This is a genomic window from Hungatella sp. L36, assembly GCF_014288035.1.
In genome coordinates this window covers 363415-376154 of record NZ_JACOPC010000001.1, presented here as the reverse complement: position 1 = coordinate 376154, position 12740 = coordinate 363415, and the positions used below count along the sequence as shown (strand labels likewise).

Here is a 12740-nt window from a genome sequence, read left to right as displayed (position 1 = left end):
ACTCTGCTGAAATATATCTGAATAATTCATATGATCGGCGGTACGTCACTCTAAAGGGAAAATGAAGTGCCTGAAAAAGCCGTCACCTACACCGTTTTATTTGACGCGGTCACAGTGAATAATAGAATGGTACAGGCAGCAGATCTGATTCTAAGCATACTCCTGCTTTTCATCAAACCTATACAAAAAAACACCGGCAGTTCTACAAAATATGAACTGCCGGTGTTTTCTTCATCCATTAATACAGAGAGACATTTATTCCTTTGCGTCTATTATTCTTTATGATATAGCCACACCAGCACTTGCATAACCCACAACACTGTTTACAAGATTAAGGCCCGTAGCTGTAGTTGAAAATACAAGTAAGAGACGTGTATTCATTGTCACCGGGATTGAAAGCCCTGTCGTCGACCCACTGGCGAGATCACCAATGGAAATGAGACCGCTGAGAGCTGGAGCCAACGTAACAACTGCCCCCGCAATCGGTGAGAAAATGTTATTCGGTGTCGTAGATTGATAAAGCTGTGCCTGGATTGTAATTGTCGAACCTATTAAAGACAATGCCACAGTACTGCTGAAAAATGCGGACATAGAAGTAATCACACCATCACGTGGTACTGAAAATGCAAAGTTTGTAAGTGTTCCGGCCGCATTTGTTAAATCAATTGTTGTTCCCAACACACCAACACTTGGCGCGCTGTCTCCAAAACCAATCAATGATGGAATACCAGCTAATCCGCCGAGAATTGTTGTCATTGTAATTGGTAATCCAGACGAATACGGAATAATTGCACTGCTTCCGGCTATACCAGCTGCACCGGTGGCTCCTGTGGCTCCCGTTGCTCCTGTCGCCCCGGTTGCTCCCGTTGCTCCGGTGGCCCCCGTTGCTCCTGTGGCTCCGGCTGCTCCGGCTGCTCCTGTCGCTCCCGTTGCTCCTGTGGCTCCCGTTGCCCCGGTTGCTCCGGCTGCTCCAGCTGCTCCTGTCGCTCCTGTTGCTCCTGTGGCTCCGGCCGCTCCGGCTGCTCCTGTCGCTCCCGTTGCTCCTGTGGCTCCTGCCGCTCCATCTGCTCCTGTGGCTCCCGTTGCTCCTGTCGGGCCTGTGGCTCCTGTTGCTCCTGCGGCTCCGGCTGCTCCTGTCGCTCCTGTTGCTCCCGTTGCTCCTGTGGCTCCATTGGCTCCTGCAGTTCCGGTTGCTCCTGTTGGACCTGTCGGGCCGGTGGCTCCGGTAGCTCCGTCTGCTCCAGCTGCTCCTGTCGCTCCTGTTGGGCCAGTGGCTCCGGTTGCTCCATTCGCACCAGCTGCTCCTGTCGCTCCCGTTGCTCCTGTGGCTCCATTCGCTCCCGTGACTCCGTTAGCGCCTGTCGGACCTGTTGGACCTGTCGGCCCCGTCGCTCCATCTGCTCCTGCGGTTCCCGTGGCTCCGGTCGCTCCTGTAGCTCCCGTTACTCCGGCTGCTCCATTTGCTCCTGTTGCTCCGGTGGCTCCTGTTGCACCCGTGGCTCCGGCTGCTCCATTGGAACCAGTTGCACCTGTCGGGCCAGTCGGACCTGTTGGACCTGTCGCACCCGTGGCTCCTGCCGCTCCTGCGGCGCCAGTCGCTCCAGTGGCTCCGGTTGCTCCTGCGGCTCCTGCCGCTCCTGTCGCTCCCGTTGCACCCGTGGCTCCTGCCACTCCGTTGGCTCCGGTTGGACCTGTGGCACCTGTTGGACCTGTCGGGCCTGTTGGGCCTGTCGGGCCTGTCGCTCCCATCGGACCTGCGCTTCCGGTTGCACCTGTGGCACCTGTGGCTCCGGCTGCTCCAGCCGCTCCAGTGGCACCTGTCGGGCCCGTGGCTCCTGCCACACCATTTGCGCCTGTGGCACCAGTGGCTCCGGTTGCTCCTGTAGCTCCCGCCGCGCCTGCAGCTCCAGTCGCGCCTGTGGCACCAGTGGCTCCGGTTGCTCCAGCGGCTCCGGCGGCTCCTGTTGGGCCTGTCGGACCTGCGGCTCCATTCGCTCCCGTTGCTCCGGTAGCTCCTGTCGCACCTGCAGCACCATTAGCACCCGTTGCTCCGGTCGGGCCAATCGGGCCTGCGGCTCCGGTAGCGCCAGTGGCACCCGTCGCACCTGCTGCTCCATTCGCTCCCGTTGCTCCAGTTGCACCCGTCGCACCTGCGGCTCCGTTTGCTCCCGTTGCTCCAGTCGCTCCGGTAGCACCTGCCGGGCCATTAGCCCCCGTTGCTCCAGTCGGACCGATTGGGCCTGCGACTCCAGTAGAGCCAGTCGCACCTGTAGCACCTGTTGCTCCCGGGCTGCCTGCTGCTCCTGTCGCTCCTGTCGGACCGATTGGGCCGGTTGCTCCGGTTGGACCTGTCGGGCCTGCGGCTCCTGTCGGACCTGCAGCTCCTGCTGCACCAGTAGCACCTGTTGCTCCAGGAAGTCCCTGGAGCCCGGTTACACCCTGCGGACCCTGAGGACCTGTCACACCGGCTGGTCCCTGCGGACCTGTCGCGCCCTGAAAACCTCTTGGCCCCTGCGGACCCTGCGGGCCTGTTGCCCCACGAGGCCCCTGCGGACCTGTCGCGCCCTGAGGCCCTCTCGGCCCAGGACAGCCCTGCGGACCCTGCGGCCCCGGAAGACCCGGAAGTCCCTGCGGTCCTCTCGGTCCCTGAGGCCCTGGACAGCAGTGACACATGTTATTACCACAGTTATTGCCGCAATTACTACCACAGTTACTTCCACAGTTACAGTTTGATACATTCGGACAGCCTGGACGGTCTGCATACGGCGACTGCTGTGAAACAGACTGGTACTCCTGTTGTCCATCGGATATATGGTTATCGAAATTGGGGATTCCAAACGGGCCCCCCGCCTTCGGATAATATTTACAACTCATAAAAAACCTCCTGAATTCTCTTTCCATTATTATTCTATGTCCAACAGGAAAAAAGAGTTCTAGAGGTTCTGTTCACTTCCATTGATCAAGGCAAAAATAAAAGGGATCACAGCTTCCTGCAATCCCTCTTTCCGCATTGTTTCAATCCGCGCTCGATCATTTCACAGAGTGCGATTACATCTTATAGATGCGCGGCTTAACTTCATGTCAGTGGGGGGGATACCGATTTCTCTCCGCCCGCCACTGCCGTTAAGCTTGTTTTGGCGTTTTATTCCTCCACCTGTGGAGGTGGGAAATTCTCGCTTTTTTGTTAAATCTTTTCGAACCGTTCCACGTCCGTTACAAATATTGTTGCTCCGCCAAGCTCAACGGTCATTGGCATCATCATATATCCTGCTGAAATAGATGCAATATTCGGTGCCGGAACATTACAGGTTATCTTCTGTCTCTTTCCACAGGTATCCTTAATTAAATTAATTACTTCCTCAACCTTGTCATCATTCGTACCAATCATCAGGGTAGAGTTGCCTTTCTTCAAGAACCCACCGGTAGTAGCCAATTTCGTTACGCTGAAGCTGTTTTCATTCAGTACATCTGTCACACGGTTTCCATCGTCGGAACTGACAATTGCATAAACTATCTTCATATCAATCACCTCGTTGTCTTTCTTGGCAAATATATAAGCTGGTTCTATTATAAAGCATAATCAGGAAAAATAAAACAGCAAATCACAAAATAGTTATCAATTTTCTGTTAATATGTAACAGTTCATCTTTTCTGCAAGCTTTCGATAAACCCAGGTCTGCATCCACGGCTCCTTTGATGCGTTGATTCCATCCTCCGTCAAAAACCAGCGCACATCACTGTTTTCATCCTCTTTTTCATGCAGATTTGCTTCTTCATCCGCCTCCAGCAGATAGGTGATGTTCAAATGAAGGTGAGACGATACATAGCTTCCATTTTTTATATGACCTGACACAGTCAGTATCTCAATGGAAAAGATATCTTCAGTGACAGGGCTCACAGAGCGAAGCCCGCTCTCCTCCATCACCTCTTTTTGAGCCACCAGAAGCAGGTTTTTCTCTCCATCCGCATGACCGCCCAGCCAGGCCCACGAATCGTAAATATTATGATACGCCATCAAAATCTTACTGCGCTCACGGTTTGTCACCCATGCCGAGGCCGTCATATGGACGTCCTTACTCTCTCTCGTATATACCAGATCCCCTCGCTCCAAAAACTTCAGAATCTGTTCCCGGTCTTTTTCTTCCTGTTCATTATAGGGTATGTAGCCCATTAACGCTTCCCGTAAATCCATCTTTTTTTCCTCCATCCACCACTTTTTAAACTTTCCAGTCATAACTCGTCTTTTTTTGCTTATATATTGAATAAGAACCTTTTTTAACGAGGATATTTTATGGATATAACAACATTTCATTACTCAGATCATACTCCGTATCCACCCGTAAAGGTGGACGGCAAAAATCCCCAGTATGCGGCCGCGATTCTTTCCAATATCGGTTCCTGCAACTCCGAGATGACCGCGGTCAGCCTTTACTTTTATAACAGCCTGGTCACCAGGGAGTACTATCACGACGTAGCCGAATGTTTCCACCGGATCAGCATTGTGGAAATGCGGCACCTCGATATCTTCGGTGAACTGGCTTTAAAGCTGGGAACTGACCCGCGGTTATGGAGCTATAACAAAGGGCGCATGTATTATTGGTGTCCCGGATGCAATCAGTATCCGACGCAGATTCATGCACTGCTCACAAACGCACTCGAAGGAGAGATCCAAGCCATCCGCAAATACCATGCTCAATCTGAATGGATTGAAGATGGACATATTCGGTCAATTTTAAACCGCATCATCGCGGATGAAGAGCTTCACGTCAAGATATTCCGTTCTCTCTTATCCGAGCTTTCCATGCCGGAACCGGAACCGCAATCGGAGCCGGCCGAATCACCGGAGCCCACTACGCAGGTACCTACATAATGTGTCTCTTCGTCTCCTGATCCAGTCTGTCACGCAGTGCGGCCATCAGCCCGTCTTCACGAAAATAGGCTGCGCCGTACTGCAGATTAAATTCATAATCAAAATCGGAGGGATTCATCCCCTGATTATGCTGCAAAATGGTTTCCGCCTTATCCAGAGCCTTCACCAGATGGGCCTCAGGAGAACTATTCTCGTTATATTCCTTCCAGATCGCCATAAAATTCTCACGATCCTTATCCGGAAGAAATGAAAACAGCCGTTCCACAGACCGCTGCTCCTCCGCATGCTTTTGCTGCTCATCTGGCAGCAGGGCGGCCGATATATCACCGTCATACAGCTCCCCCAGATCATGGATCAGGCACATGAGAAGTACCCTCTTTCCATCCAGTTCCGGATATTCGCCCAGCATCAGAGCGGCAAAGAGAGCCAGCCTCCAGCTGTGTTCAGCCGTGCTCTCCTGTCTCCCTGCAGATCCCCACGCCGTGCGCAGTACATTTTTTAAAAGCTCTGTCTCCTTGATAAAAGCCAGATACCGGTCAAGCCGTTCTTCCTCCATCATTCATCCTCCATCCTGATTTCCACACCCTCCTGGTGCTTTCTCTCCATCTGATGCCGATTCTTCCGATTTTCCACTGTGTCAAATATAATCGAGAAATCGTAATCTTCCGGATAGAGCTCTTCTGCTGCGACTAAAAGCTTTATCCGTTTGTGATTGATCCATATCTTCCTGTCCTGCAGCTGTACCTGGAGGACGCCCTTCTCATTCACCGTTCTGCATACAATTCCCGTCTTTTTATCCGGCAGAACTAAAACACTGTCGCCAACTGTAAACTTCACAGCCAGTTCCTTCTGAATTCCCTTTTCTTCCTTCTGTTTCCGAATTCGGGGGCCTTCCGGAAGAATGACATGTTTTTTCTTTTTGCCTCCGCTCTCCTCCTGAAGCCGCTCTGGTTTCAAGTTGCCATATGCAGCCTGTTCTGCCCTTAAAAGCATGGCGTCCGGCATACCCAATTTTTTAGCAATAAACAGAGCGCAGCTTTCTCCCGCTTCTCCCTGTACAAGCCGGTAAAGCGGCTGCAGGGTCTCCCGGTCAAAGGCCATTCTCGCATTCTCAACACCATCGGCAGCTTCCGCATACCCCTTCACCTCCGGATAGTGGGTCGTAACCAAAAACAGACATCCGCACTGCCTCAGACTCTCCAATATGGCAATGGCAATCCCCATTCCCTCCGCCGGATCCGTACCGGACCCAAGTTCGTCTAAAAGTACCAGACTCTCCGGTCCTGCTTTTTTCAAAATATCCAGCACATTTGTAATGTGAGCGGAAAATGTGGACAGATTCTCAGATATATTCTGTCCGTCTCCAATATCGCACAGCACCTGATTATTCATACAGAGACTGGCTTCTTCACATGGCACGTGAAGTCCGCACTGCGCCATGATACAGAACAACCCCACCGTCTTCATCGTCACAGTCTTCCCGCCTGTATTGGGTCCTGTAATGACAACACCATTTCCCCGGTCTCCGAGCTCGAAGCTCAAAGGCACTGCGTGTTCCCGGCTCATCAGCGGATGTCTGCCGTTCCTGATTCGAATGTTCCGTTCCATGTTGATCTGCGGTTCTTTCGCCTCCATGGCAGCGCTTAATTTTCCTTTGGCGAATATATAGTCCAGCTTCTCAATCAGTCTCTTGTCGGCTTCGAAAACCTCCCGGTTTTCCGCCACCATTACCGTCAGTTCATAGAGAATTCGTCTCGTTTCATTCTCTTCTTCCATCTTCAGCAGCTCCAGCTCTGAATTCATAGAGGCAACCGCTTCCGGTTCAATAAAAAGAGTCGCCCCTGTAGCGGACTTATCAATCACACTTCCCGGCACCGATGACCGGTATTCCTTCTTTACAGGCAGACACATCTTGCCATTACGGTTCGTCACGTAATGATCAGCAAAACAGCTCTTCCTGCTCTTTAAGATAGAGTCCGCTTTGGCCCGGACCTTTTCCTCCATACGGATCATGTCCTGCCGAAGACTTCTGAGAAGGCGGCTGGCTCCGTCCTCGACCCGTCCCCCTCTGACAGCTTCCGCGAGCTGCTCCCTCAAGTGCTCCAAGGGATCCAGTTCCTCATCATAGCAGGCCAGACTCGTGTTTAAATATCTGCACCGGTTCAAAAAGTCCTTCAGGCGTTTTACCGCCGTCAGCGTCATACCGACCGATTCCAGCTGTTCGGCTGACAGACAGCCGTCCTGTCCGACTATAATCAGGATGTCATCCACATCACCCATGGATGCAATCGGCGGCATTCCTGCACTTTCAATAATCAGTCTCGCCTCTGTCGTATCTTTCTGACTCTTCCTTACATCGCCCTCGTACAGATACGGTTCCAGGCTGCGTATTCTCTCTTTTGCTGACTTTGTACATGCCAGTTCTTCCAGTTGTCTTAATATATGGTCAAATTCTAATGTATGAAATGTGTTGTTCATTGTTCTTTCTCCTGTTTTATTGTTCCTTTACCAGTAGCAGCCAGGCGGCATCAGAAGAGGAATAGACAGCAGCTTTTCTTATTACGAATAAAGAGTCCGGCTCGCCGGACTCTCGCGCCGGAGCGCGGTTGCCTCAGCAACCATACTTCCTTAGCGCGGAGTGCGCATCCTGCCCGGAGGGCTTTTTGTGTAACAGGAGCACTTTCCTGTTACACAAAAAACTGCAGGATCATAGAGCTGGCTATGTTCCTGCAGATAACGATTCATCCTTTTCGTGTATTTCACTGCCATTCACATCCCTATGGTCTAAACAGGTACACAAAATAGAAAGAAGATTCTGCCTTACAAAACCAATCTTCTCTTAATCTGTTCCTGTTCCCGCTATTCTCTTTCTATGCGCCATATTCAGATGCAATTAACAAACACACACTTCCAATCATTTTTATTTATCGCTACTATATCATGTCAATCTGCAAATGTCAACGGAATTTCCTTCCACCTTCTGTCCACCACGTTTTCAGCATCTGGAGTTCTTTCACATTCAGGCAATTTTTCAGGGTATGATTCTCGATTCGGGAAAGGCACTCGTCATAGTCTATCCACATGACAGATTCTACCTCTTCCTTCTGAAGCTTCAGCCGATCCGCTTCTATCGGCCTTGTGTATACATAGACTCTGCAGATTTCATAGTTATGAAATGGTTTCCCGTAAAATTCTGCAATATCCGTCTCATCATGAAGCCCTACAAAGGTTAGTTCCTCTGGCCGTACAGTGATTCCCAGTTCCTCCTCCAGTTCTCTGACAGCTGACTCCAGATAATCGTCTCCGGCCGGAATATGTCCCGCCGATGAAATATCGTAACACCCCGGAAACGCATCCTTCTCCTCGCTCCGCTTCTGAAGCAGCAGATCGAATCCACTCTTGTCATTAGACCTCACGATCCACACATGGGACGTTCCATGGAGATCTCCATAGCGGTGCATCAGAAATCTGGCCCTGGCACGTCCGGTTACACTCCCATCCGCATCCCGTTCATCCAATAGTTCCAGAGAACTGCCATCCAGTACTGCCTGAGTCAGCCGCTCCCCTTTATAACAAAGCTTCAACGAAAAGAAAGGCTGGTTATTCTGCAGCAATTCAAAGAAGATCAGGTCGCCTTCCCACAGACTCAGTTCCCGAATCTGATCCTTTTTTACCCATTCAAGCTGTCCTTCCCGGCAATCACCGATCGTCCCCTCATAGCGGTCAGCTGTATACAGGCACATATACTCTTCCGGCCAACGGTCAGAAACGAACGTCACAAGGCCGCGGAAACGCCATCTTAAGAGTGTGAGTCCGGTCTCTTCCTTCACTTCCCGAAGCAGACACTCCTCCGGACTCTCTCCCTTCTCAAAGTGGCCGCCTACGCCCAGCCACTTATCACGGTTCATATCCCCTTCTTTTTTCACCCGGTGCAGCATCAGATAGCTGTCTTCCGTTTCGATATAACAAAGTGTTGTAAAATTTGTATGCGGCATGAAATTTACTTCCTCTTCCCCAAAATTGTTATCCTTAGTAATCATCGTTCCAAAATTGATAAACGTACATCATCCACCATGACAGAAGTATAGTCTATGGTATTCAAATAATCCAGTATCTCCTGCTTCTTTCCGGAAATACAGTAGTTCTTCGTGGTCAGTACCGCCTGCTCCCTGGTCTGATCCAGCAATACCTTCACTGGTTCCACCGTCGTAGGATATACGTAATACCGTCCTTTGCTTCCCATACGGAGGCCCAAAGCATTCAACAGCTGCGGCTGTGACAGCAGATATTCCAGATTCCCCAGATACTCCTGCTTTAACTCTTCATCTGTCATTCCCACCCGGTCGCGTTCATCCTCTCCCACAATGCTCTTTCTGATCGTAAGACCACCGCGTACCTTTCCTTCTTCATTATATATTTCCACCCAGTTTACCTGGATCGGGGCGTCAATCACTTCAGATACCGGTTTCGCGGTCCTGGTACTGAGTGATAAATGAATCACACTGGAATCTGGCAGTTCTTCCATCTCTTCCTTAAGCGCAGCTTTATCCTCTTCGCTCATCAGTCCGTAGCCATAACGGTTCGCGGTAACCGCCGTAAGATTCTGAGGATCCTCAACTGCAATTCTGCCCCAGTTTACATTCATCTTAACATTGGGAGGAAGTCCCACATATATGGGACTGCTGGTGTCCAGAACACTCATTTCAATTACGTAACGGCCAAATCCACGATCCTTCAGGCTGGAATCGTATACCGTTACATATGGCTGGGCAGTTTCGTAATAAACCCTCATATATTTCGTAAATTCATTCTCGTAGGCCGCCTCAGCCGATGTAAACAGGGGGCGTGGATTAAAACTGCAGAGTTTCATCACAGGATTAATGATCAGAAGCAGCACTGCCGCCGCAATCGCCACTGCGAAGAGCGTGCGAAGGCTGATCTTTGTAATCCTTCTGTTAATCTGACGCTCAATCTGCCTCTCCAGGCCTGTGTCCTCCATAATATTCCATTCCGGCAGATCACTCAAGCCTTCTGCCAGTTCATCAAAATCCTTCATGATCTTTCACCTCCAACAACCTCATGACCTGTTTCTTTGCACGGGACCGGATCTGCCGCACATTCTCTTTCGTGATTCCCATGGATCTTCCGATCTCCTCGTCGCTTAAATGAAAATAGACCGAATCCAGCAGCACTTCCTTATAGTGAACCGGGAGCGTGGTTATCGCTTCCAGTAAAAGACGCTTCTCCTCATCCTGAATCAGATCCTCCAGAATGTGATCCTCCTGCCTGATAAGCGATAAATCAAAGCTTCCTTCATCCACCAGACGGTTACGCCTCTTCCACAGGTTGAAATACTCATTCTTCAGTACCTTGGTAAGCCAGTAACGCAAACTTCCGCCTCCCTCATAAGACAACAGCGCTTTTAAAAATGTGGACTGCACCAGGTCTTCCGCATCAGACCGGTTACCGGAAAGAGACAGCGCATAGACGTAAAGCGGCCTGTAAAACTGCCTGTATACAGTTGTAAACTCGTCCTGTTCCATGCCCATCCCCTCCTTCTGACTATAAAACAATCCAGCCAGAGATTTGTGACACTTTGGGTGAAAAAAATAAATATTAATTGGTGATTGCCGTATCCTCGTTCATTCCTGCTTTTGTCTCCGGTATTCTGCCCGCAGCCCCCATGACTTCCAGAGAAACCACGCAGTTTGTTTCCTTTCCGTTATACAGTACCGGAATCTGGCAGATTCCTTCCTGCTCCCAGTTGCAGCTGCTCAAATCAAAGGTAAATTTCGATAAATCATATTCCTCTTCGGAAAAATAATTCTCAGCCCTGATATCCGGCTCCTTTCCAACCTCTGTTTCTGCATAAAACGTGGTTTTCGTCCCCTGGTCAAACAGCGGATCATTCTTTCCGGTCAGATTTCCGTACAATGCTGCCAGAATAATTACCAGCACAATCGCGCTGAACAGTGATATATGAATTTTCTTCATAGATTTCCTCCTTGCTTCTCAAACAGTCCGAATCGGCATATTTCTCCGCCGGCCGGAAGGTCAATGTTTTCATTATAAACATTTGCTTTACTGATGTAAAGTTTCGTGGTATATTTTGTAGGAACTATTTTGATAACAAAAGAATATAAGAATTGAAGGTTATAAAAATGAATACGAATGCGATTCAATGGAGAAATGGATTAAAAGACGGAATCCCCATCTGTCTCGGATACTTTGCAGTGTCCTTTACCTTTGGCATTATGGCTTCCGGCGCTGGTCTTTCACCCTGGCAGGCAGTCATCATGTCCTTTACAAATCTGACATCGGCGGGGCAATTTGCGGCGCTGGGAATCATTGCAGCGAAGGCGCCCTTTATGGAAATGGCCGTGGCGCAATTTATCATAAATCTGCGATACTGCCTTATGTCCTGCTCTCTTTCCCAGAAGCTGGACGAAAAGACGCCATTTTTTCACCGCTTCCTGATCGGATACGGTGTTACCGATGAAATTTTCGGAGTCTCCGTGTGCAGGCCTGGAAGGCTGAGCCCATTTTTCAGCTACGGCCTGATTGCCGTCGCAGTACCGGGCTGGACTCTGGGTACTCTTCTCGGTGCGGTTTCCGGAGATTTCCTGCCTCCTCGTATTTTGAGTGCACTAAATGTAGCCCTGTATGGCATGTTTCTTGCAGTTATTATCCCTCCCGCTAAGGGAAACCGGATTTTATCAGGGGTTATCGTGGTATCCATGGTCTGCAGCCTGATCTTTGCGGCAGCACCGGTATTGAATACCATTTCATCGGGATTTAAAATTATTATTCTGACACTGCTGATTGCAGGGGCGGCCGCATATTTATTCCCGGTAAAAGAGACAGGGGAGGAACAGCATGAATAACCGTATTTATTTATACATACTCGTCATGGCGGGAGTCACTTATCTGATCCGCGTTCTCCCCCTGACCTTGATAAGAAAAGAAATTAAAAACACTTATATCCGTTCATTTTTATATTACGTGCCGTATGTGACGCTGTCTGTCATGACGTTTCCGGCAATCTTAACTGCCACGGCAAGTGTCTGGTCGGCTGTGATTGCCCTCGTGATTGCTATTTTCCTGGCTTACAGAGGAAAAAGCCTTTTTGTCGTCTCACTGGCTGCATGTGCGGCTGTATTTCTGACTGAATTATTCCTGTAGGGATCGTTTGGGGCAGAGAGCATTTTCATATCAAACAGTCTCATAATTTCAAACAGAAGAGCAAGTGGGTTTCTGTTTGAAACCATGAGGCTGTTTTTATCATTCTGCCATTTTATTATGAATAGTCTTCAAGATCAACCACTCCATTTAATATAATTTCTTTCATGAATTCCTGCATCTGATATTCATGATCAAAAGTGACGTTCCTCTCTTCCGCCATTCTTTCCCTGTCCTCTGAACAGCCATTAAATTTCCTGGAATCTTCCGGAAAAAGTATCAGATACGGCTTCCCGGACACTGGATCAATCTCTTTTTGTATTTTGTGTATGGAGAAAACATACTCTCCTTTTTTCTCCAAAGGGACCTTCATATAACTGATTTCACTCATATTCAAACACCAGGCGGGCTCTTTTAAATAAGCGTATTCTTCTTCCAGGAAAACAGGATGGCTCCTGTCTTCTGAGGCCAAAAATTCAAATACCAGTTCCATCGTCCCACTGGGTATCCGCGTTTTCGAAGACAGAAGAGATAACTGGCGAAACGTAACGGAGGCGCTGGTTAGAAATGTGTCATCCACACATTGATTATGACAAATAGAATGAATTTCCTTCCGTATGGATGGGGTTCTCAAAAGGGAGGCGATGGGGATATTCTTTCGTTCCAGAATTGGACGTTCCTGCATAATAGT

General features: G+C 49.5%; 13 protein-coding genes. 3 read left to right on the top strand and 10 right to left on the bottom strand.

Features of this window, described 5'->3' with window-relative positions:
* Positions 1-279: 279 nt before the first annotated feature.
* The 3 genes from H8S80_RS01545 to H8S80_RS01535 form a co-directional block, all read right to left on the bottom strand.
* Positions 280-2874: an exosporium glycoprotein BclB-related protein gene (locus H8S80_RS01545; protein ID WP_117633416.1), complete on the bottom strand. Its 2595-nt coding sequence runs from the start codon at positions 2872-2874 to the stop codon at positions 280-282.
* A 310-nt stretch (positions 2875-3184) separates the two neighbouring features.
* Positions 3185-3520 carry a cyclic-di-AMP receptor gene (locus H8S80_RS01540; RefSeq protein ID WP_002600650.1) on the bottom strand — a complete coding sequence of 112 codons (336 nt, stop codon included), beginning with the start codon at positions 3518-3520 and terminating at the stop codon, positions 3185-3187.
* Between the two features lie 96 nt (positions 3521-3616).
* Positions 3617-4192 carry an NUDIX hydrolase gene (locus H8S80_RS01535; protein ID WP_002600651.1) on the bottom strand — a complete coding sequence of 192 codons (576 nt, stop codon included), beginning with the start codon at positions 4190-4192 and terminating at the stop codon, positions 3617-3619.
* 99 nt (positions 4193-4291) lie between these two features.
* Between H8S80_RS01535 and H8S80_RS01530 the strand changes: the two genes are divergently transcribed.
* Complete coding sequence (locus H8S80_RS01530) at positions 4292-4870, top strand: ferritin-like domain-containing protein (protein WP_002600652.1); 579 nt, start codon at positions 4292-4294, stop codon at positions 4868-4870.
* On the opposite strand, the gene H8S80_RS01525 is transcribed toward H8S80_RS01530, so the two are convergent.
* The 6 genes from H8S80_RS01525 to H8S80_RS01500 all read right to left on the bottom strand — a co-directional run bounded on the left by H8S80_RS01525 (position 4863) and on the right by H8S80_RS01500 (position 10864).
* The gene (locus H8S80_RS01525; protein WP_117633417.1) at positions 4863-5426 is read right to left on the bottom strand and encodes an HD domain-containing protein; all 564 of its coding nucleotides are present in this window, start codon (positions 5424-5426) and stop codon (positions 4863-4865) included. The genes H8S80_RS01530 and H8S80_RS01525 overlap by 8 nt on opposite strands.
* The gene (locus H8S80_RS01520; protein ID WP_117633418.1) at positions 5426-7348 is read right to left on the bottom strand and encodes an endonuclease MutS2; all 1923 of its coding nucleotides are present in this window, start codon (positions 7346-7348) and stop codon (positions 5426-5428) included. The genes H8S80_RS01525 and H8S80_RS01520 overlap by 1 nt, the downstream gene beginning before the upstream one ends.
* A 479-nt stretch (positions 7349-7827) precedes the next feature.
* Positions 7828-8865 carry an NUDIX domain-containing protein gene (locus H8S80_RS01515; RefSeq protein WP_181988047.1) on the bottom strand — a complete coding sequence of 346 codons (1038 nt, stop codon included), beginning with the start codon at positions 8863-8865 and terminating at the stop codon, positions 7828-7830.
* A gap of 41 nt (positions 8866-8906) precedes the next feature.
* On the bottom strand, positions 8907-9926 hold the full coding sequence (locus tag H8S80_RS01510) for a hypothetical protein (RefSeq protein WP_117633420.1): 1020 nt from the start codon (positions 9924-9926) through the stop codon (positions 8907-8909).
* A complete protein-coding gene (locus H8S80_RS01505; protein ID WP_117623833.1) occupies positions 9913-10413 on the bottom strand; it encodes an RNA polymerase sigma factor in 501 nt (166 codons plus the stop codon). Before H8S80_RS01505 ends, H8S80_RS01510 begins: the two co-directional genes overlap by 14 nt.
* A 73-nt stretch (positions 10414-10486) precedes the next feature.
* Positions 10487-10864 (bottom strand): hypothetical protein, encoded by a 378-nt coding sequence (locus tag H8S80_RS01500; RefSeq protein ID WP_002600658.1) that lies wholly within the window; start codon positions 10862-10864, stop codon positions 10487-10489.
* A gap of 167 nt (positions 10865-11031) precedes the next feature.
* Between H8S80_RS01500 and H8S80_RS01495 the strand changes: the two genes are divergently transcribed.
* Both H8S80_RS01495 and H8S80_RS01490 read left to right on the top strand, forming a co-directional pair.
* Positions 11032-11754 (top strand): AzlC family ABC transporter permease, encoded by a 723-nt coding sequence (locus tag H8S80_RS01495; RefSeq protein WP_002600659.1) that lies wholly within the window; start codon positions 11032-11034, stop codon positions 11752-11754.
* Positions 11747-12052 (top strand): AzlD domain-containing protein, encoded by a 306-nt coding sequence (locus H8S80_RS01490; RefSeq protein ID WP_055657423.1) that lies wholly within the window; start codon positions 11747-11749, stop codon positions 12050-12052. The genes H8S80_RS01495 and H8S80_RS01490 overlap by 8 nt, the downstream gene beginning before the upstream one ends.
* Before the next feature lie 115 nt (positions 12053-12167).
* Here the strand turns inward: H8S80_RS01490 and H8S80_RS01485 are convergent, their stop codons facing one another.
* On the bottom strand, positions 12168-12542 hold the full coding sequence (locus H8S80_RS01485; protein WP_243008028.1) for a hypothetical protein: 375 nt from the start codon (positions 12540-12542) through the stop codon (positions 12168-12170).
* Positions 12543-12740 lie beyond the last annotated feature (198 nt).

Excerpts from the sequence above, each read along its gene's own strand:
- H8S80_RS01545 (WP_117633416.1), bottom strand. The coding sequence starts at position 2,874 with ATGAGTTGTAAATATTATCCGAAGGCGGGGGGCCCGTTTGGAATCCCC.
- H8S80_RS01540 (WP_002600650.1), bottom strand. The coding sequence starts at position 3,520 with ATGAAGATAGTTTATGCAATTGTCAGTTCCGACGATGGAAACCGTGTG.
- H8S80_RS01535 (WP_002600651.1), bottom strand. The coding sequence starts at position 4,192 with ATGGATTTACGGGAAGCGTTAATGGGCTACATACCCTATAATGAACAG.
- H8S80_RS01530 (WP_002600652.1), top strand. The coding sequence starts at position 4,292 with ATGGATATAACAACATTTCATTACTCAGATCATACTCCGTATCCACCC.
- H8S80_RS01525 (WP_117633417.1), bottom strand. The coding sequence starts at position 5,426 with ATGGAGGAAGAACGGCTTGACCGGTATCTGGCTTTTATCAAGGAGACA.
- H8S80_RS01520 (WP_117633418.1), bottom strand. The coding sequence starts at position 7,348 with ATGAACAACACATTTCATACATTAGAATTTGACCATATATTAAGACAA.
- H8S80_RS01515 (WP_181988047.1), bottom strand. The coding sequence starts at position 8,865 with ATGCCGCATACAAATTTTACAACACTTTGTTATATCGAAACGGAAGAC.
- H8S80_RS01510 (WP_117633420.1), bottom strand. The coding sequence starts at position 9,926 with ATGAAGGATTTTGATGAACTGGCAGAAGGCTTGAGTGATCTGCCGGAA.
- H8S80_RS01505 (WP_117623833.1), bottom strand. The coding sequence starts at position 10,413 with ATGGAACAGGACGAGTTTACAACTGTATACAGGCAGTTTTACAGGCCG.
- H8S80_RS01500 (WP_002600658.1), bottom strand. The coding sequence starts at position 10,864 with ATGAAGAAAATTCATATATCACTGTTCAGCGCGATTGTGCTGGTAATT.
- H8S80_RS01495 (WP_002600659.1), top strand. The coding sequence starts at position 11,032 with ATGAATACGAATGCGATTCAATGGAGAAATGGATTAAAAGACGGAATC.
- H8S80_RS01490 (WP_055657423.1), top strand. The coding sequence starts at position 11,747 with ATGAATAACCGTATTTATTTATACATACTCGTCATGGCGGGAGTCACT.
- H8S80_RS01485 (WP_243008028.1), bottom strand. The coding sequence starts at position 12,542 with ATGGAACTGGTATTTGAATTTTTGGCCTCAGAAGACAGGAGCCATCCT.